Below are 20,567 nucleotides of genomic sequence, written 5' to 3'. Positions count from 1 at the left end.
TTATTTCACTCACTCTTACATGCTAGTTTTTAGAAAAATAAAAAAAGACCACCTCATCCCCGGAAAGGGACGAGATCGTCTCGCGTTACCACCCTAATTGGTTTTTAGTAAAAATACTATAAACCCTCTTAATTATTCTTAACGTGAATAAACCGTCCATAGCTACTTATACATGATTCACTAGGAGACTCCAGGGTGATCTTCCTCAGAATGACTGTATCAGGCTTCCACCATCCCTGACTCGCTTGACCAAGTCGTTAATTCTTCGTACTGTCCCTATCTTCGTCGTAACCATATTTAAATTTTACGTTATGATAATGAATTATATTGAATATTGCAGTAAACGTCAAGATTGATCGGCAAAATTATAATTTCTTGCATTCTGTTCTGTTTCTTCTGGCTCGTCAAAATCTGTATTAAATAGATCGTCCCAATCATCATTTTCGATCATATCTAATTGCGCTTGTACGATCATTTTCATTCTAGTTCGGAACACTTTTGCTTGCTTTTTAAGCTCCTCAACCTCAATAGCTAGACGACGAGATTTGGATAATGCTTCATTTATGATACGATCTGCATTCTTTTCTGCCTCTTTAATAATTAACTTCGCTTCTTTATTGGCATTGTTTTTAACTTCTTCAGCTGTTTCCTGAGCTACTAGAATAGATTTGTTTAACGTTGATTCAATTGTATTAAAATGGCTTAGTTTTTCTTGCATTTCAATTAATTGTTGCTCAGATTCTTTTTTCTCACGTATTATTTTTTCAAAGTCTTTTATTACTTGATCTAGAAATTCATTTACTTCATCTTCATCATATCCTCGAAAAGCACGAGTAAATTCTTTATTATGAATATCTAATGGAGTTAATGACATGAAGGATCCCCCTTTTAGCAGTTATATTTATTATCTAGTAATTCGACGTAATTCTCCAATAATCCTTCTATTCTGCTAGTTTTATTTTAACATAGCTGTCGTAATTCGCCATTTATCTTTTTTTGTTTTTCCTTCAATTTTTACAATTTTACTCCTGCCTTTTTTCTGAAAGGATATCATATCCCCCTCTTCCATCTGAAAAGCAGGATTTTCGACAATTCGAAAATTTACTTTTATCGCACCTCTTGTTATGAATTCAGAGGCTTTTTGTCGCGAGATATTATAAATCTCTTTAATGATAGCATCTAAACGTAAAGAGGAGACCGTGCTAAGCGTCTCCTCCCAGTTTTGCTTAGCGATTTGTAAATTCGATATATCGACATGTTTAAAATGGACATTTGCCCTTTTGATTTGCGTCAAATGAAGTTGTAAAAAAGAAGAGATGGATTGATCAACGACGATTTGAATCGACCCATCCTCTACGAACAAATCCCCAATTTTCTTTCGTTGGATTCCTTGAGACATGAGTGCCCCTAATACATCCCGATGAGACAATTGAACAAACCTTTGTGCATAATTAGCTTGAAGTAAGTCGATTTGAAAATGCTCTTCCGTAATATTTTCATAATAAGGACTCAATATTGCTCTTTTCCGCTCTGTTTGTTCTAAACCTCCGAAAAAGTGAAGGTTTATGTCGGACTGATTTCCAATAATAGATTGAAAAATCCATTGCTCTCTTGGGTCTAGAAAATCGGTAAGTTTGGATTCATAGTACGTTTCAACCGATTCCTTCCAAGATAGAACTTGGTCAATAAATGGGCGTTCTTCTATTCGAAAGTGCTGGTATATGTCCATTTAAATTAAATCACCTTTTAAAATAAAATCATTTGAAATAATTCACCTAAACCAATTAAAGCAAATTGCAATGCAAAAATAGCAACAATTGGTGAGATATCAATCATACCAATTGGCGGTATAAGCTTTCGGAACGGCTCAAGATACGGCTCCACAAGTCTTCCTATAATTTGACCGAAGGATGATTCTCTTGCTCCAGGAAACCAGGACATTAATATATAAATAATAACGAGATATATGTAGATTTGAATTGCGTAATATATAATCTGATAAATATCAAGTAAATCCATTTGATGATCACCTTCTTTTCACAAAGTTATCCATTCCAATATATTGGTTAATATAAATCTTCCATTTCTGTTATCGTTCCGGAAATGTCAATATTATCCGGCGCACACAAAAAGGTTTGCTGCCCTAATTTTTGCATCGTTCCACCAATAGCATACACACATCCACTTAAAAAGTCCACAATCCGCTTCGCTTCATAATGGTCTACTCTTTGTAGGTTAATTACTACAGCTCGTCTATTCTTTAAGTGATCTGCTATCTCTTGAGAATCATCAAAGTCCTTTGGCTCAACCAACACAACTTTTGATGATGACTGAATGGACTCAAGACGAACAACATTATTGTTATTACTAGACTTCTTTACCTGTTGTACTTCTTCTTGTGCAGGTTCTTCTATGTATTCATATTCATCCTCAACTGAAAAAAACGATTTAAACTTATTTTTTATACTCATAATCCTCTCTCCTTATACCTCTTTCCCTACAAGACTTGTTCCTAACCGAATATGTGTTGCACCCTCTTCCACCGCAATTTGGAAATCGTTACTCATCCCCATTGATAAATAATGGCAAGGAGCATAGGGCAACTCTAAAGCTTCTACATGTTCTTTAAGTACTCTTAATTTCTTAAAGCAATTACGCAAAATGCTTTCATCCTCTATATGAGGTGCCATTGTCATTAATCCGACAACCTGCACATTCGGATACGGTTCCAGATTCCGAATAAAGCGCTCTACCTCATCAGGAGCTAATCCATGTTTTGATTCTTCACCGCTAACATTCACTTGTACAAAACAAGGAACTTGACGGCTAGATCGTTTGTTAATTTCCTTTGCTAAGGAAAGCCTGTCCAAGGAATGTACATAATCTACTTCATCGATTATTTCTTTTACCTTCCTAGACTGAAGGGTTCCAATAAAATGCCATGTAGCCTTATTTTGTAATACTTGCTTTTTGTATAATAAGCCCTCCACACGATTTTCACCTAAATTGGTAATCCCTGCATCAAGTGCTTGCTTCGCTCGTTCTATAGAGACATATTTCGTTACAGCTATTAACTGAACATCCTCTGCTTTACGATTCGACTTTTCACAAGCTTCTGCAATTTTTTGTTTTATGATCGATACGTTGTTTGCAACATTCATTTGTTATTTACTCCTTTCCAACCCGATAAATGCCATCATTCTCCCAGTTTCACCATTGTCTCTGCGATGTGAAAAAAATAGTTCTTTATCTTGGAAGGAACAATAATCTGTTACGTTGATTTGTTCTTCGTGAATTCCAGCATGGAGTAACATTTCTTTATTTAATTGCTTAAGATCCAGTAAATAATGGGTAGCATCTACTTTGGTAAGGGTTGAACTATGAAATGAGAGTGGAATATGTTTTACAACGTTTAGTTCCACTTCATAATGCGTAGCACTGATAGACGGACCAATAACAACTTGAATATTACGCTTGGATACGCCTTTCTTAACTAATGCTTCAACCATTTTTCTTCCAATACCATTTACAGTACCCTTCCAACCAGCATGAGCTAAGCCAATCCATTGATCTTTCTCACTATAAAAATATAATGGGACACAATCAGCAAATACCGCAGTTAATAGACAATTTTGTTGATTTGTTATGAATCCATCAAATTCTACATCAAAATTAGGTGGAGGTTGATTGTGAAGTAGATAGTGTTCATCTACTTCTAAAATACTAGTGCTATGTACTTGTTTTGAGCTAATCCAGTTATTTAACGGAATCGAAATGATGTTTTCAACAATTGAATAATTCGTATCCACTGCGTCTTTTTTATCACGTACATGATAGCCCATGTTTAACGAGCGAAACAGTTTTTGACTAACCCCACCATTTCTGGTTGTAAAACCGGCTATTACATGACTTTGGTCCCAATGCTTAATTGTCAATACTTTCTCGTTATCCGATAAAACGAAAGGTTCACACAAGTTTAAAACCCCCAGTAGGCGTAGTATCCTAACAAAGATGACTCCAGCATTTCGCCAATTTTGGAGTTTTTCTATCATTTTCTCTTATTTTATCATATTTTCTTAATCATTTCTTATCTTTTATTAATTATGAGCTTGATGAGATAATTTTGGACGTTCTGTACGAACAAGGATGACATCAGCACCAATCGTTACGATATTGTTCCAAGGAATGACCACTTCTTCCTCCTTGCCAAAAAAGCCAAGCATTTTCCCCCCTAAGGAGATTATTAAAGCGACAATATATCCACGATCAACATCAATTTCTAAATCCGATATAAAACCTAACTTCCTGCCATCTTCAATTGCCACTATATCTTTCATTTGTAGTTCTGTAATTGTCATTATCATCACCACCTTAATACACTATATGCAAGCATTATGCACATCTTCCCCTAATCATACGAAAAACCCCTGCTTTTCCATGAAAATAGCAAGGGTTTTTCGTTTCAAAGTGCCTATCGGTCCTGACCAAGGCGCCTTCGCTTTTCTTTGTCCAGCTACGGCGCCTAGGACCTCGGGGTCATAAGTCATTTCCCTCCGTGGCTCAAACCGCCACTTCGGGACTTGCCTTATGCCTGTCGGTCCTGACCAAGGCGCCTTCGCTTTTCTTTATTGATGTATGTTTTTGTTCATTTGTTCGATTGCGGCTTTTTCTAGGCGGGATACTTGTGCTTGGGAAATTCCGATTTCGTCTGCGACCTCCATTTGTGTTTTTCCTTGAAAAAACCGTTTGTTAAGTATCATTTTTTCCCTATCGTTTAGTCTTCTCATTCCTTCTTTTAAAGCAATCTCATCTATCCATATCGAATCCTTATTTCGCTCATCTTTTAATTGATCCATTACGAAGATTGGATCACCACCATCATTATAAATTGGTTCGAATAATGATACTGGATCTTGGATTGCGTCCAATGCGAAAACAACTTCTGAATGTGGTATTCCCATATCTTCTGCAATTTCCATTGGTGTCGGTTCTCGTGAGGTTTTGCTCATTAATTTTTCACGAACTTGAAGAGCTCTATAGGCAATGTCACGTAAAGAACGGGAAACTCGAATTGGATTGTTATCTCTCAAGTATCGGCGAATTTCACCAATAATCATAGGTACTGCATACGTTGAGAACTTTACATTTTGACTCAAATCAAAATTATCGATCGATTTCATAAGACCGATACAACCAACTTGGAATAAATCATCAACATATTCGCCGCGATGATGAAAACGTTGAATAACACTTAATACTAAACGTAAATTCCCGTTAACTAACTCCTCCCTTGCCGATAGATCACCTGCTTGCATTTTCTTAAACAATTTCCGCATCTCTTCATTTTTCAGTACTGGTAACTTTGATGTGTCGACACCGCAAATTTCTACTTTATGTCGTGTCAATCTAAAACCCCTCCTAAGTGGAGCTAGTGTCAAGAATAAGTTTCTCCATAGGAAAGGGTTTTTATGCAGTAATGTTAAGTCTTACTATATTTGTAACTTTCTAAATCCTTTTACAAAACTCACTGAATCTGGTTATCCTCTCATTTCATTAGACCATCTTGTTAAACTCTTTACGTAAACGCTTAATAATTTTTTTCTCTAGTCTGGAAATATACGATTGAGAAATTCCAAGCATATCCGCAACATCCTTTTGTGTTTTCTCTTCTCGACCAATTAACCCAAAACGTAGTTCCATAATTTGTTTTTCCCGATCATTTAATTTCGACAAAGCTTTTAAAAGAAGTTTTTTATCAACATTGGATTCTAGACCTCTTGTGATAATATCTTCATCGGTACCGAGTACATCAGATAGTAAAAGTTCATTACCATCCCAATCTACATTCAAAGGCTCATCAAAGGAAACCTCTGAACGAACTTTATTATTTCTTCTTAAATACATTAATATTTCGTTTTCAATACATCTAGATGCATAGGTCGCGAGTTTTATTTTTTTCTCTGGATTAAACGTATTCACAGCCTTAATTAATCCAATTGTCCCTATACTTATTAAGTCTTCTATATTAATCCCTGTGTTTTCGAATTTACGGGCTATATACACTACTAGTCGTAAGTTTCGTTCGATTAGAATAGATCTTGCCGCCGCATCCCCATTTGGCAGCTTTTTCAAAAGCTCCTCTTCTTCCTCTTTCGAAAGAGGAGGAGGCAATGCTTCATTTCCTCCTATGTAATAAATTTCATCTGATTTGATTCCTAATTTGAATAACACTTTATACCATGCAAGTTGTATTTTTATTCTCCATCTTTTCATATTGAACAATACTCCCCTCGCTTTTCTAATTCCTGCAATTATTACCATATTAAAAATGCTAAAAAAATCATGGTCATGGTAATGAAACTATGAAATTGTTTGAAGTTTAGGTGCCTGCATCATTTTAGGGTGTAGCAAGCAATGATAGCTACCATCTGCCGAAAGCTCTCCAAATTGAACGCCTATTAAAACGTTGTTAAAGCTCATTTGTTGTTCATTATACGTAACCAGCACATTATCTGGTTTTATAACAATAAGAAAAGCACTTTTTCCGCCAACCCCTTGATAAGGTATCATTCTCATTTTCGTTAACCATTTATCAGGTAATTTTTCAAAGGACCAGTCTTCCTGACACTTTTTCATTTGATCCCATTCTTCCGAAGTAAAACAGGGTTTTAAGGCAATTTCATCACAAACCACTACCGGCTTTTTTGTGAATGGGTCGACCAAGCTATTGCCACTATCTATAAAACCCACGATATCTTGTTTATACCCATTTAATTCAATCGTTACTTTACACATTTCATCGTAGCGGAGTTTATCAAACGATACTTGATCAAGTCTTCTCCTCGTAAAAAACCATACAATCGGAAAACAAATCACTACAAATATCCAGCTGATCATATCTCCATAGCCATAATTGTACGTTATAAACAACCCATTTTCAGACTGTATTTGTTGACCCACCAAATAATAAATACCGAATAAACCACCACCTAATGTAAAAGAAACAAAGTAGAAACTTAAAAACTGCTTCATAAATTGTCGTATGTTTCGAAAACCGAATGCTGAAAGAATGATGAGGAACGAAAATAATATTTTCCCAAAAAACGATGCAAAAATATTATTCGGATAAAATAGTGTCAACGGTACAAGTAAGGAGGCAACAAATCCACCAAACATTAACATTCCACGTTTTGTAGAGGATTTTGTAAGCCAGTGCACTAGTTGTAAAATCATCCAGTCAAATAGAAAATTTAATAGCCATACAGCATCTAAATAAATAGTCACAATCTTTCAGCCTTTCTTTTGGACAACTTTACTAGTCTGTCGTTAGTATAGAAAACATCCTCTGAAAAGTCTGTCAAAATCTGAATGCGAAAATTAACTTGTTTTGTCATCCTTCCTGTTACATGTCGAAATGTTTTGATTTCGACATGAAGAGCTGTCCCAAACTCTCTATTAAATCTATTTATATTCTGGTTGCCATTTCGAAACAACAAAAAAGCTTCTACTTTATGAAAAGTAGAAGCTTTTTATCTTTATATCATGGTCTACGATTGCGATTACGCAAGAACGTAGGGATATCTAATGTATCTTCTTCAACAACCGGTGTATTTCGTGCTGGCGTACGTCTTTCTTCTTTATCTTTTGCATTCGTTTTATTTCCACTAGCTGCTACCGGGCGCTTGGTCGGCTGTGGATTTGCTACTTGTGATTCATCAAATCCTGTAGCAATTACCGTTACAATAATTTCATCCTTCAAATCTTCATTAATGACAGATCCGAATATTACGTTCACTTCTTGATCTGCAGCAGATGTAACAATATCAGCTGCTTCTTGTACTTCAAACAAGCTCAAGCTTGCTCCACCTGTAATATTCATTAATATACCATGCGCTCCATCAACGGAAGTTTCCAACAATGGAGAAGAGATTGCCTTTTTCGCAGCCTCGGCTGCACGATTTTCACCAGTAGCAATACCAATACCCATTAACGCCGAACCTCTATCTGACATAATTGTCTTTACGTCTGCAAAGTCAACGTTAATTAATCCTGGTACTGCAATCAAATCAGATATACCTTGAACACCTTGACGTAAAACATTATCCGCTTCACGGAACGCTTCTAGCATCGGTGTGTTTTTATCAACCATTTCTAATAGACGGTCATTTGGTATAACAATTAATGTATCTACATTACCTTTTAATGATTCAATTCCACTTACAGCTTGGGTAGAACGGCGACGACCTTCAAACGAGAACGGTCGAGTTACAACACCTACTGTTAGTGCACCTAGTTCTTTCGCAACTTGTGCTACAACCGGAGCTGCACCAGTACCTGTTCCACCACCCATGCCAGCGGTAACAAATACCATATCTGCACCTTGTAATGCTTCTTCAATTTGCTCTTTACTTTCTTCAGCAGCCTTGCGTCCCACCTCTGGATTCGCACCTGCACCTAAACCTCTTGTTAATTTTTCACCTAATTGTAATTTCACATCTGCTTTTGATAGATTCAATGCCTGAGCATCTGTATTTACAGCAATAAATTCTACACCTTGCACTCCATGTTCAATCATTCGATTAACAGCGTTACTACCTCCACCGCCGCAACCAATGACTTTAATTGATGCGAGTTGATCCATATTTGTATCAAAGTTCAACATTTTCGTTCCTCCCAATTTGCAAGTTTACCAGATTCATTTTGTTTTGTTGAAGGAAACGCCAAATTAGTCAAAAAAGTAGCTGAACAATTTAGCAAAGCCAGATTCCTTTTTCTTTTCCGTTTCCGCATGGCGATTATTTGATGTATTTTGTTTCGCCTTTTTTATTTGTTTTACAGGGTTTTTATCAACTGTTTGCACTTTAACCATTGTTACGGATGGATGTAACTCTTTCCCTTGTACTCGTGCATTTCGGTAAGCAAACTGTAATGCTCCGAGACCAGCAGTATATTGGGGATCTCTTACACCGATGTAATCAGGAACGGCTATACGCACATTTGATTGGAAAGCGTGTTGTGCCAATTCTAGTACTCCAGGAAGATTCATAACTCCACCTGTTAACACAAAGCCTCCAGGTAAGTCGTAGTAACCCATTTTACGTATTTCCTGCATAACAAAAAGATAGATTTCCTCTAATCTTGCTTCAATGATATCCGCAATTTCGAGTTGGTTAAAAGTCTGCTTTTGATTGGAACCGATGATGGAAACTTCAAACGTCTCATCCTCTAAAGCATCATTGTAAAATGCATGTCCAAAATTTTGCTTAATTTCTTCTGCTTCTTCTGTTGTCGTTTTTAACCCAATCGATAAATCTTTTGTTATATTGTCTCCGCCTAATGGAATTACTGTTGAATCCTTTAAAAACCCAGATTCATACACAGATATAGTAGTGGATCCTCCACCAATATCAATCAGAGCCACACCTAGATTCTTCTCGTCATTTGATAAAGCTACAAATCCTGATGCAAGTGGATGTAAAACCACATCTTGAATTTCTAATCCGGCACCTTCAATACATTTTAATGTATTATGTAAAACTGTTTTCGAGCATGTGATTAATGTACCTTCCATTTCAAGACGAACACCAATCATTCCGCGAGGGTCTGTTATTTCGTCTTGTCCATCAACAATAAATTGTTTAGGGAAAACATCAATAATTTCCCGTTCAGGTGGAATGGAAATAACTTGTGATGCTTCAATCACACGTTGGATATCTTCTTGACTAATTTCACGATTCTCACTAGAAACAGCAACTACACCATGACAGGATTGTAGCTGTACATGGTTGCCATTAACGCTAACGATAACTCTTTCAATTTGCATATCGACCATTCTTTCTGCTTGTTCAACAGCAGAACGTATAGCATGTACTGTTTGGTCTATGTCAACAATGGCGCCTTTTTTCATTCCGTCAGATTTTGCAGTTCCTACACCAATAATGTTTAATGAATCTTTTGTTACTTCACCAATAATTACTTTTACTCTAGATGTACCTATGTCTAGGCTAACTAGTATTTCATTGTTGATCAAAATGTTGCACCTCCTAAAAAAGGGCCAAAAATATGTTTGATTAATTGTTTCATAGATTTGCATTTACAATGTTCAAAAATTACTTTGTATCTTACTATAATATTACCATAAAAGGTTACAGGTAGCCTCATAAAAATGAAAAGTTAAGGAAAAAAACTTAACAGCCGCTTCCTTTTCAATATTCTATCACTTTCTATCTAGTAACCCTATTATATATTATTAAACAATTCAACAAATAAATAAAGATTTCCTTTTAAATTTTTGATTTTTTCTTCCTGGTATTTTTTTCAAATCGTTCCAATATATATCTTCTGATTAATGCAATATTTTGGAACAGTCTTACACCGAAGGCAAACACGGCTGCTAAGTATAAATCAATACCTAATTGGACACCTAAAAAGGCTAGTAGCGCAGCTAAAAATATGTTTGCAAAAAAACCCGTTACAAATACTTTTTCATCGAACTTCTCTTCCAAATGAGCACGTATCCCACCAATTAAGGTGTCAAATGCAGCCAATACTGCAATGGATAAATAGTTTTCATATATATCAGGTACACGAAGATCGGTTAACAAACCTAACGTAATTCCAATTATAAGAAAAATAAAAGTAAGCCACATATTATGATTCACCTGTTTCTACATTTTCAGAATCAAACCATTGAAAATCAATTGGCATATCGTATTTAGGTAGTGTAATAACCTCTTCAATCTCATAGCTCAATTCAATATTTTCAATGGCAAAATAATCATTAATCTTATTCACTTCCATATAATCCATAAGCTTCTCTAAATCCTTAGACATCACCTTTATATCAATTGGTAATGGTGGGACTGGGCGATTATTTACATAGGTGGAATCCCCAACAGCACGAACTGGTGTAATGGAGATAATCCGCTCGTTTTCAATCGCAATATCTGTTGCTCCATATAGCTTTAACTCATTTAATAATCGGTTTATTAATTCAGGCGGAATAGTTGGGTACGCTTGACCATTTTTTATATCACGAAAAATTGGCTTTACCGTAATCACAAGACCCTTCCCTTGCTTTTCCGATAACCCAGCTTTCTCCTTTAATTTATTTACTTGTTCCTTTAATGTTTCAATTTTTTCTGTATTTGGTTCGTTTTCATACTGGTTAATAATTTCTTCTGCTTCACTAATTTGTTTATATAAGTTTTGCTGCTTTATTTGCTCTTCATTAAGCTCTGTACGAATTTCCCATAAATCTCTCGTATCTCTAGTTTCTGGTTTCTGATTGGACTGAAATAAAACAGCAATCATCAATCCAGCTAATAAAGAGACAAATGCTAACAACATTTTTCTCCTCATAGCTTTTACCACCCTTCACTAGAAATTCTAGCATCCATTGAAATTTTATCCTGTTTTTCCACTTTTACTTCTACATGATCGTATACAAGTTGCTCTACTACTCCGTTTTCAAGCATTAAGCTGGCTTCTAGTACTCCTGCATCACCAATAGCACTAATAACAAAAGGTGCAGGATGTTCTACACCATCAACTGAAATAACCGGTCCGATACATTGAATAAAACTATCATTTAGTAGACGTTGACCATTTATGGCGATTGCTGAAGCGCCTGAAGATAGCAATTCGTTAATCACCATATGAACATGTAGGTCGTGCACGATAAAATCATTTACATTTTGATCACTCGGAATATACTCTGCATCATTTAAGCTAACCACAACACCTGGGCCTGTAACTGGTATTTCCCCTGTTATCATTTGTAGCTGTCGTTTCTCATCGATATAATCCGATACAAGCACCTCTTGTCCTGCTAGCTGCTCCTCATAATCACTAATCTCCTCCTGTAATTTCATAAGCTCATCCATTAAATCCTTATTTTCTTTAATTGTCTCATTCAGCTGATTTCGATAAAAATAATCTTCCTCTAGCTGTTTATCTTCTACTTTTACGATTTTGGTTTCTTCTTTTGTTATTTGATAACTAAAAGCTACTAAGAAACCTGTAATTAATAGGATGAAGGAGAATATGACATGCCTACCTCTCACCTTCATTTACACTCTCTCCTTCTACTTCTATTGTTGATTCATCTGCTGATTTATCCTCATTTATTTTTTCATCAGAATCGTATGGTACAAAATATGCACCTAAATCAAGGTTAATATATCCTTCTTGATCTGGTTCAATTTGCATCGCTATTGAGGGATATGCCCTCATTTTTTCAGAGAAATTGCGTATGGATGTTAAAACTTCTCTTCCATTTACCATATACAGTCGCAATTTGTATGGGTTTGAGCTTTCTGGTATCCAGTGTATCTCTGAAATTAAAGCTGCTAGCTCACTATGTAAGCTTCGAAGCTCTTTCGTCATTTCCGTTAGGTAGGTGCTATCATTCCATCCAATTAAGATTGGAGCATCACCTTTAGGTACCGGAATAGCCTTATCTGTTAGTGCTTGTCCATTTTCTAGTACAGGGTAAAAGCTTTCCTTCTTTTTCACATACCCTACTCGGATAAATTCTTCTACTTCAATCTTTACGGTACTAGGAAGTTTTTTCGTTACCGATACATTTTTCACTTCAGGTAACGCTTTTATTTTTTTTTCGATTTCCTCAAAATCTATACTCCAAATATTATCCTTTGTTGTAATACCGCTTTTGTCTTTTACGAATTCTTCTTTTAATAATTCTGTACCAGATATAGCTACATGCTTCACATTACTTAATGGAGATTGCAAATAAATAATAATTAGAATTAATAAAAAGAAGATCGTTAAATAAAAGACTAATCTTCTATTCGCCTTTTTCTTTCTAGCCTCTTTTAATTTCGGTATCCGTTCCTCAATGGAAACTACTTTTTTTTCCTGCATATACGTTCTTCCTTTTTAAAATAATTAACGAAATTGGGTAATAAAACCCTACAACAGTTTCTACAGCATTGAAGTTTTCTTGTATTTCTATTCGTGCCACGTTCACTCATTTCTAAGTAAGTTATCGCAAAAACATTCATAGGCAAAATAAACGGCATGAAATCATGCCGTTTATTGTCGATAGTTCGATTATATCATACATTTGTTGTAAAAAAATAAATCAATAGTCCTTTAATTTTTAATAATTTCTACTTCCGTTTCCAATATAATATTATAGGTTGTTTTCACGGATTCCTTTATATAATTTATTAATTCCATTACATCTTTAAATGTTGCATTATTGTCATTCACGATAAAGTTCCCGTGTAGCTCTGATATTTTTGCCCCACCTATTTTTTTCCCTTTTAAGCCTAATTGTTCCACTAACGCACCTGCATGATGTGGTAATGGATTACGAAACACACTGCCACAGCATGGTAAATCCCAAGGTTGGGTCTCTTTCCGGTATGCTTTATACCTTTTCATTTTCTTCCTAATTTCTTCTTTATTACCTTCATTAAGGTGAAAAACAGCCTCTACACAATAACCCCTTGGTTCTTCCTGTAGTATAGATTTACGATAAGAAAATCTCATTTCCTTATTCGTTAACCATTTTGTGGTACCATCAGGAAATAAAATATGAGCCTTTACTAATATTTTTCCGATGTCAGAGCCGTGAGCACCTGCATTCATATAGACGGCTCCACCAACACTACCTGGAATACCACCAGCAAATGCCAACCCATCTCTTCCCTTTTTACTCATAATAGTAGACAGTCCCACAAGCGGATATCCCCCACCAACTGTGATTCGATTCCCATTTTCTACTAAATGGTCCATGCCTTTACCAAATTTAATAACCGCACCACGTATGCCTTCATCTGAAATTAACAAATTAGACCCTCTACCGATAACACGAATTGGTATTTGACTTTCCCTTAATATGGCTACTGTTGTTTTTATACTTTCGATACTATTAGGCTCTATAAAAATATCTGCGGGACCACCAATTTTAATTGTGGTATGTTTATGTAATGGTTCATTTAAGCTAACTTTACCTACATTCTTTTGCCCTAAAGCGTTTTTTATTTGCATCATATGTAATCCTCCTTCAGACCATAAAGGTTCCATACTAATGTATGCTATTCATTTACGAACGTGGAAATGACATAGATGTAGATTAAAAGAAAAAGAGCTTTTCCCCTTTTCGTAAGGTAAAAGCTCTTCTCCATATATACTTGAGTCACAGGTTAAATTTTAGAATATCTACTAATATTCAATAAAATTCCTACCGACAATAAGGTTAACGTTAAGGATGAGCCGCCATAGCTCAAAAATGGTAACGTAATACCTGTTACAGGAATTAATCCGATAACAACACTAATATTAATAAATACTTGAATCACAATCATGCCAACAATTCCTAAAGCTAGCAAGCTACCGTATAGATCTGGTGCATTTAAAGCAATTCTGATTCCACGCCACATAAGTAAGAAAAACAATAAAATGACGAAGGTTCCCCCGATAAACCCTAATTCCTCGGCTAAAATAGCAAAGATAAAATCGGTTTGTGGTTCAGGTAAATAAAAAAACTTTTGCAAGCTTTGTCCAAGTCCCATTCCCATTAGACCTCCTGGACCAATTGCATATAAAGATTGAATAATTTGAAATCCATCTCCTAATGGATCTTGCCAGGGGTCCAAAAAGGCTTGAATTCTACTAATTCGATAAGGTGCGGAAATAATTAATCCGATAAAACCTACCACACCAACCATCGCCAAGGAAACAAAGTGGGATATTTTAGCACCTGCTATAAAAATCATGACAAAACAAGTTAATACGAGTACCATACCTGTACCTAAATCCGGTTGTAGCATGATAAAACCAAAAGGAACGAATACCATTAACAAGGAAGGTAAAAATCCCTTTTTAAATGACGTTATGTACCTTTGATTTTTGGATAAGGTTACGGCCATAAAAATGATAAGTCCTAGTTTCATAAATTCAGAAGGTTGAATACTAAAAGCACCGATACCAATCCAACTTCTCGCACCTCCACGTACTAAACCAATCCCCGGAATTAATACGGCTACAAGAAGTATGTAACAGGCAATCAAAATCCATTTTGAATAATCCCGCCATTTATAATATGGAATATTCATCATCACAAACATCGCGATTAAACCAAGAAAAGCGAATAGTAGCTGCCTTTTTGCATAAAAGAAAGGATCATCAAATTTATAATCAGACCAAATGGCTGATGAACTGTATACCATTATGACCCCAATTAGTAGTAAGGCAAAAATAACGATCAGCAATGTAAAGTCTGGTGCTTTTGACTTTTTCGAAATGCGGTTAAACAAAAAAACACCCCCAAGTTCCACTTATGGAATTGGGGCTAAGTGTGAACAAGCCCCTATTATAGCTTATGCACAGCTTTGACAAACATGTCTCCTCGTTCTTCAAAAGAACGATATTGATCCCAACTAGCACATGCTGGGGACAATAAAATGACATCGTCAGCGCTTGAAAGTTCATAAGCTATTTGAACCGCTTGTTCTACATTATCGACAATATGAATCTGTTCTATCCGTGCATTTTGACCTGTTTCTTTTAATTTTTTCGCTGTTTGTCCAAATAAAACCATAGCCTTTACATTTTCTAGATAAGGTAGCAACCCATCAAAATCATTTCCTCGATCTAGACCACCTGCTAATAAAATAATCGGCTTTGAGAATGATGCTAAAGCTGTGGTCGTAGCCAAAATGTTGGTTGCTTTCGAATTATTATAAAACACTCTACCATTTACTTCTTTAACGAACTGAAGACGATGGGGAACACCTTGAAATGTTTCTAAAACATGCTTTATTCCTTCTGGTGTTGCACCAACTAGGCTTGCTGCTGAAACAGCTGCTAAAATGTTTTCAAAATTATGCTTCCCTACTAATGCAATATCTTCTTTTCGAATGATACGATTTTGTTGGAAATATAGCCATTCGTCATCTGCCCATGCACCTTTTGTATTCTCTACATTAGGAGAAAACGGAACCTTATTCGCACTACTTTCCTTTACAAGCTTTGATACAATAGCATCCTCACTATTAAAGACAACAAAATCATTTTCTGTTTGGTTTTTGAATATATTTGCCTTCGCTTGTGCATAATGTTCTAGTGTCTTGTGATAATCCAGATGAGCTTCAAATATGTTCAAAAACACAGAAACTTTTGGATGAAACGTTTTAGTGCCTAAAAGCTGGAAAGAAGATAATTCCATTACAAGAATTTCATCTTCCTTATTTTCTTTTGCAACCTCTGAGGCGACTGTTCCTATATTTCCAGCAACTTGTACCCTTTTATTACTACTCTTTAACATTTCAAAAATAAGTGTTGTTGTTGTTGTTTTGCCATTAGATCCAGTAATTCCAATTATTGGTCCTTTCGCCAGCATACCGGCAATTTCAATTTCAGTTATAATTGGAATCCCACGTGTCTCTGCTTCTTTAATAATCACATTATCATAAGGAATACCTGGATTTTTGACAACTACTTCAATATGATCTAAAACGGACAATGGATGCCCACCTGTAGTTACCTCAATACCTAAATTTCTTAATTCAGCTACGATTGGATTATGACCTTCATTTTCTTTATCATTCACACGAACCTTAACACCATTTTCTTGGAGAATACGTGCTGCAGCCTCTCCACTTTTGGCAAGTCCTAAAACAAGCGCATTTTTATAAGGAAAATTCGTTAATCTATTCAAACCATCCACACCTCGATGTATATACCTAAGGCAGCAAATAATATTCCCACGATCCAGAAGGTTACGACAACACGCCATTCTGACCAACCTTTTAATTCATAATGGTGGTGTAGTGGACTCATGCGGAATACTCTCTTCCCGGTAGTTTTAAATGATATTACTTGAATGATGACAGATAGTGTTTCAATAACAAAAACGCCACCGATAATAATTAAAATAATTTCGAGCTTCGTTAGTATTGCTACAATGGCAATTGCCCCACCTAATGCAAGGGAACCAGTATCACCCATAAATACCTTTGCAGGATGGGCGTTAAATACTAGAAAGCCTAATAGGGATCCAACTATAGCAATGGTAAATATCGAAATTTCAAATTGAGGAATTCCGTGCCATGCTAAAATACCAAATGCTCCGAAAGCTACAGCTGCAGTTCCTGCTAACAATCCATCCAGCCCATCTGTTAGGTTAACAGCGTTGGAAGCTCCAACCAGCATAAATAAAATTAGTAATGCGTACCCAATTCCTAAGTCAAATTGAATTTCAGTTCCCGGAATTTGAATATAGGTCGGAAAATCATGTTGCCTTAAAATAATATATACAATAAGTGCGATTACGATTTGACCAAGCATTTTTTGCTTAGAGGTTAAGCCTAAATTCCGTTTCTTTATAATTTTGATAATATCATCTAGGAAACCGAGTAACCCATAACCAATTAAAACAAATAATAGTAAAAACACCTCAAAGCTTAATGGTTCCTGTTTGAACTTGAGTGTCATAACGATTGTTGTAACAGAAACTGCTACTAAAATCATTAATCCTCCCATTGTTGGAGTGCCAGACTTCTTCTGATGTGATTTTGGCCCCTCTTCCCTAATGCTTTGCCCAAATTTTAATCGGCGTAAAAAAGGAATAAAAAAGGGGGAAATTAAGACCGTTATTAGAAATGATATAGCCATAGTTATAAGTAAAATGTTTTGTGACATGTTTGATTCTCCCTTTCCATTAACATCACACTAGTTGTTCGATTATGTCCTCAAGCTTCATTCCCCTCGAAGCTTTAAACAACAACAGCGTGCCTTCCTGCATTTCTTTTTTTAATGCTTTCGTTAATTCTGTTTTCGCTTGAAACGAGAAGGTCTCAATCTCCCCATCTTTATTCTTTACCGTTTCTGCAATGACATTACTAATTTCTCCATAAGTATAGAGTGCATCGATTGGCTTTTCGATTACATCGGCTACCGAACGATGAATCTCTTTTGTCTGTGCACCAAGCTCTAATATATCACCTAATACTAGCACTTTCCGAGTCGCATCCATTTCTTTAATTACTTCAATAGAAGCTTTCATCGATGTAGCAGAGGCATTATAAGCATCATTGATAATTAAGGCACCGCTTGTTGTATTTATTTTTTCAAAACGCATATTCGTTAATGCAACATTCTCTAAACTTTGTTTGATTTCTTCATTTGTTAAACCAAAAAGCTTTGCACATACTATTGCATAGGAAACATTTTTTGCTTGATGTCTACCGAGCGCTTGTATAACAAACGCTTCACCATTTAATTGAAAAGAAGTAGTTTCGTTCGTAATCAGGACATCCGTTATGCAATAGTTGTTGTCTTTATTAAAGCCTATTCGATAACTACTGAATTTATTTGCTAATGTTTCTAAGAGGGGTTCATCCCCATCATATAGTATACAACCATCCTCTTTTAGTCCTAATACTATTTCACTTTTTGCCTTTGCAATTCCTTCACGAGAGCCCAAATATTCGATGTGGGATTCACCAATATTTGTAATTACTGCAAAATTAGGTCTTGCAATCTTTGATAATGTTTCAATTTCCCCAAAATGGTTCATACCCATTTCTACGATCAAGACTTCTACATCAGGATCCATTTGTAATATCGTTAAAGGTAATCCGATATGGTTGTTGAGATTACCTTGGGTTTTCCATGTTTTGTATTTACGTTCAAACACGTTTGCAAAAAAATCTTTTGTAGTCGTCTTGCCGTTTGAACCAGTTATGGCAATCACTTTTGGGTTTACCTTCTCTCGATAAAATGCAGCTAGTCTTTGCATCCCAACGATGGTATCATCCACTAAAAATAGAGGGAAATCGGTAGGTACATAGGAAGGAATTTCCTTATCCTTTTGCCAAATTGCGCCTACTGCTCCGTTTTGGATTGCATCCTTTAAAAAATCGTGTCCATCGAAGTTTTCCCCAACAATTGGAATGAACAAACCAAAATGTACTTTTTTTCTACTGTCGGTAAAAGCCTCTTCTATTTGGATTGCATCCTTTGCTAACCCCCGATAAGTTGGGAAAATGGTCGTTAACCATCTTGTTGTAAACTTAATCATTTTGAACGCCCCTTTAATACATCCCGAATTAACGCACTTGCGATTTCTCGATCATCAAAATTATAGCGGACTCGATTTATTTCTTGATATGTTTCATGACCTTTTCCGGCAATGAGGATGACATCATCTTTTTTAGCTCGCTCTATTGCATATTTTATCGCTGCTTTACGGTCCGCCTCAACGATATAGTTTTCTGCTGTTAACCCATTAGTCATATCAACTAATATTTGGTTTGGGTCCTCTGTTCTCGGATTATCTGAAGTAAAAATAGCATAATCACTATAATTCACCGCAACATTTGCCATTTTTGGTCGTTTTGATTTGTCTCGATCACCACCACAGCCAACAACTACATATGTATCTCCCTTAGTAAAGCTTTGTACAGTTTTCAATACATTTTCTAGAGAATCGGGTGTGTGCGCATAATCCACAATGACACCAAAATCTTGACCACCTTGAACAGTTTCAAATCTTCCTGGTACTCCTTTAGACGTTTGGAACGATTGTTGAATAATAGATAAAGGAACACCCGCACATATTGCTGCACTAGTTGCGGCCATTAAGTTATAAATACTAAACATCCCCACTAATGGTGTGTGCACATGAATTTCTCCTACTGGCGTTTTCATAAGGAAAGAACTACCATTAGGAGTAAGTTCTATTTCTTCGGCCCATACGTCTGCCTTATTATGTATACCATAACGCAACACTTCGTACGGTGTGCTTTTAATTAACTTTTCACCATATGGATCATCTACATTGATTACTGCATATTTAGGTTTGTTTCCATATGTGTTTCCCAGCTGTGAAAACAAAAGACTTTTTGCCCGGAAATAATCCTCCATACTATCATGATAATCCAAATGATCTTGTGAAAGATTCGTAAAAACCGCAATATCAAATTCACAACCATAAACTCGCCCAAGATCTAATGCGTGTGACGATACTTCCATAACCGCAGTGGATACTTCTTGATCGACCATTTTACGGAAGGTATTTTGTAATACAAGTGCATCAGGGGTTGTATTTTTCGTTGGAAGAATTTCATCTCCAATTTTCATTTGTATTGTACCAATGACACCTGTTTTCTCTTTGGCACATTTAAAGATTTCATCTAGTAAATACGTAAGGGTTGTTTTTCCATTTGTCCCCGTAACACCTATAAGCCTCAAATGTTGCGTTGGGTGTTGATAATAAACATTACTTAAATGGGCTAACACTTTTGATGTGTCTGATACAACGATGACTGGGATATCAAGGTGAATAGGGTGCTCCGCTACAACAGCACAAGCACCCTTTCTTTCCGCATCTTTAGCATAATCATGTCCATCCACAGTAAACCCACGAATACAAACAAAAACATTTCCTTCTTGAACGCTTCTTGAGTCCATTTCTATTCCAGTTACGTAACAGTCTTCTATCGTTTTAGTTACCTTATAAAATTGTATAGCTGATAATAGCTCTGTAAGTTTCATTAAATTCGCCTGCCTTATTGTGCCTCTAATATACATAC

Annotated in this window: 22 protein-coding genes and 1 other annotated feature; all 22 genes read right to left on the bottom strand. The window is 35.9% G+C overall.

The window, feature by feature from the left end:
• Positions 1–62: 62 nt before the first annotated feature.
• Positions 63–292, bottom strand: a binding site (T-box leader).
• A gap of 54 nt (positions 293–346) precedes the next feature.
• The gene (locus C1A05_RS06250) at positions 347–874 is read right to left on the bottom strand and encodes a DivIVA domain-containing protein (protein ID WP_102027314.1); all 528 of its coding nucleotides are present in this window, start codon (positions 872–874) and stop codon (positions 347–349) included.
• A gap of 81 nt (positions 875–955) precedes the next feature.
• Entirely contained in the window at positions 956–1,729 is a 774-nt protein-coding gene (locus C1A05_RS06245; protein WP_102027313.1) for a YlmH family RNA-binding protein, read from the bottom strand.
• A gap of 17 nt (positions 1,730–1,746) precedes the next feature.
• Positions 1,747–2,019 (bottom strand): YggT family protein, encoded by a 273-nt coding sequence (locus C1A05_RS06240; protein WP_102027312.1) that lies wholly within the window; start codon positions 2,017–2,019, stop codon positions 1,747–1,749.
• 47 nt (positions 2,020–2,066) lie between these two features.
• Entirely contained in the window at positions 2,067–2,471 is a 405-nt protein-coding gene (locus C1A05_RS06235) for a cell division protein SepF (RefSeq protein WP_102027311.1), read from the bottom strand.
• Positions 2,472–2,483: 12 nt separating this feature from the next.
• On the bottom strand, positions 2,484–3,161 hold the full coding sequence (locus tag C1A05_RS06230) for a YggS family pyridoxal phosphate-dependent enzyme (RefSeq protein WP_102027310.1): 678 nt from the start codon (positions 3,159–3,161) through the stop codon (positions 2,484–2,486).
• A gap of 3 nt (positions 3,162–3,164) precedes the next feature.
• On the bottom strand, positions 3,165–3,974 hold the full coding sequence (pgeF, locus tag C1A05_RS06225; protein WP_159462011.1) for a peptidoglycan editing factor PgeF: 810 nt from the start codon (positions 3,972–3,974) through the stop codon (positions 3,165–3,167).
• Between the two features lie 123 nt (positions 3,975–4,097).
• Positions 4,098–4,361, bottom strand: coding sequence for a YlmC/YmxH family sporulation protein (locus C1A05_RS06220; RefSeq protein WP_102027383.1), 264 nt, complete (start codon positions 4,359–4,361; stop codon positions 4,098–4,100).
• A gap of 264 nt (positions 4,362–4,625) precedes the next feature.
• Positions 4,626–5,405: an RNA polymerase sporulation sigma factor SigG gene (gene sigG / locus C1A05_RS06215; RefSeq protein ID WP_102027308.1), complete on the bottom strand. Its 780-nt coding sequence runs from the start codon at positions 5,403–5,405 to the stop codon at positions 4,626–4,628.
• 148 nt (positions 5,406–5,553) lie between these two features.
• The gene (sigE, locus tag C1A05_RS06210; RefSeq protein ID WP_102027307.1) at positions 5,554–6,273 is read right to left on the bottom strand and encodes an RNA polymerase sporulation sigma factor SigE; all 720 of its coding nucleotides are present in this window, start codon (positions 6,271–6,273) and stop codon (positions 5,554–5,556) included.
• Positions 6,274–6,360: 87 nt separating this feature from the next.
• Positions 6,361–7,284: a sigma-E processing peptidase SpoIIGA gene (gene spoIIGA / locus C1A05_RS06205; protein ID WP_159462010.1), complete on the bottom strand. Its 924-nt coding sequence runs from the start codon at positions 7,282–7,284 to the stop codon at positions 6,361–6,363.
• Positions 7,285–7,540: 256 nt separating this feature from the next.
• Complete coding sequence (gene ftsZ, locus C1A05_RS06195) at positions 7,541–8,662, bottom strand: cell division protein FtsZ (RefSeq protein WP_102027304.1); 1,122 nt, start codon at positions 8,660–8,662, stop codon at positions 7,541–7,543.
• A 63-nt stretch (positions 8,663–8,725) separates the two neighbouring features.
• On the bottom strand, positions 8,726–10,030 hold the full coding sequence (ftsA, locus tag C1A05_RS06190) for a cell division protein FtsA (RefSeq protein ID WP_102027303.1): 1,305 nt from the start codon (positions 10,028–10,030) through the stop codon (positions 8,726–8,728).
• Between the two features lie 253 nt (positions 10,031–10,283).
• A complete protein-coding gene (locus C1A05_RS06185; RefSeq protein WP_102027302.1) occupies positions 10,284–10,649 on the bottom strand; it encodes a small basic family protein in 366 nt (121 codons plus the stop codon).
• Between the two features lies 1 nt (position 10,650).
• Positions 10,651–11,361 carry a DUF881 domain-containing protein gene (locus C1A05_RS06180; protein WP_102027301.1) on the bottom strand — a complete coding sequence of 237 codons (711 nt, stop codon included), beginning with the start codon at positions 11,359–11,361 and terminating at the stop codon, positions 10,651–10,653.
• Positions 11,362–11,366: 5 nt separating this feature from the next.
• Positions 11,367–12,071 (bottom strand): DUF881 domain-containing protein, encoded by a 705-nt coding sequence (locus C1A05_RS06175; RefSeq protein ID WP_102027300.1) that lies wholly within the window; start codon positions 12,069–12,071, stop codon positions 11,367–11,369.
• Positions 12,055–12,885, bottom strand: coding sequence for a cell division protein FtsQ/DivIB (locus C1A05_RS06170; protein ID WP_102027299.1), 831 nt, complete (start codon positions 12,883–12,885; stop codon positions 12,055–12,057). The genes C1A05_RS06175 and C1A05_RS06170 overlap by 17 nt, the downstream gene beginning before the upstream one ends.
• Before the next feature lie 231 nt (positions 12,886–13,116).
• Entirely contained in the window at positions 13,117–14,022 is a 906-nt protein-coding gene (murB, locus tag C1A05_RS06165; RefSeq protein ID WP_102027298.1) for a UDP-N-acetylmuramate dehydrogenase, read from the bottom strand.
• 152 nt (positions 14,023–14,174) lie between these two features.
• Positions 14,175–15,275 (bottom strand): stage V sporulation protein E, encoded by a 1,101-nt coding sequence (gene spoVE, locus C1A05_RS06160; RefSeq protein WP_102027382.1) that lies wholly within the window; start codon positions 15,273–15,275, stop codon positions 14,175–14,177.
• Positions 15,276–15,343: 68 nt separating this feature from the next.
• Positions 15,344–16,690, bottom strand: coding sequence for a UDP-N-acetylmuramoyl-L-alanine--D-glutamate ligase (gene murD / locus C1A05_RS06155; protein WP_145997290.1), 1,347 nt, complete (start codon positions 16,688–16,690; stop codon positions 15,344–15,346).
• Positions 16,687–17,673, bottom strand: coding sequence for a phospho-N-acetylmuramoyl-pentapeptide-transferase (gene mraY / locus C1A05_RS06150; protein WP_102027296.1), 987 nt, complete (start codon positions 17,671–17,673; stop codon positions 16,687–16,689). Before mraY ends, murD begins: the two co-directional genes overlap by 4 nt.
• 25 nt (positions 17,674–17,698) lie before the next feature.
• Complete coding sequence (locus C1A05_RS06145; protein WP_234998357.1) at positions 17,699–19,054, bottom strand: UDP-N-acetylmuramoyl-tripeptide--D-alanyl-D-alanine ligase; 1,356 nt, start codon at positions 19,052–19,054, stop codon at positions 17,699–17,701.
• Positions 19,051–20,529 carry a UDP-N-acetylmuramoyl-L-alanyl-D-glutamate--2,6-diaminopimelate ligase gene (locus C1A05_RS06140; protein WP_102027295.1) on the bottom strand — a complete coding sequence of 493 codons (1,479 nt, stop codon included), beginning with the start codon at positions 20,527–20,529 and terminating at the stop codon, positions 19,051–19,053. The genes C1A05_RS06145 and C1A05_RS06140 overlap by 4 nt, the downstream gene beginning before the upstream one ends.
• Between the last annotated feature and the right edge of the window lie 38 nt (positions 20,530–20,567).

The sequence above is a fragment of the Salirhabdus sp. Marseille-P4669 genome, assembly GCF_900240405.1.
GTDB lineage: Bacteria > Bacillota > Bacilli > Bacillales > Alkalibacillaceae > OEQK01.
Note: the sequence above shows the minus strand (reverse complement) of the source record. Positions and strands in the feature narration are given on the sequence as shown.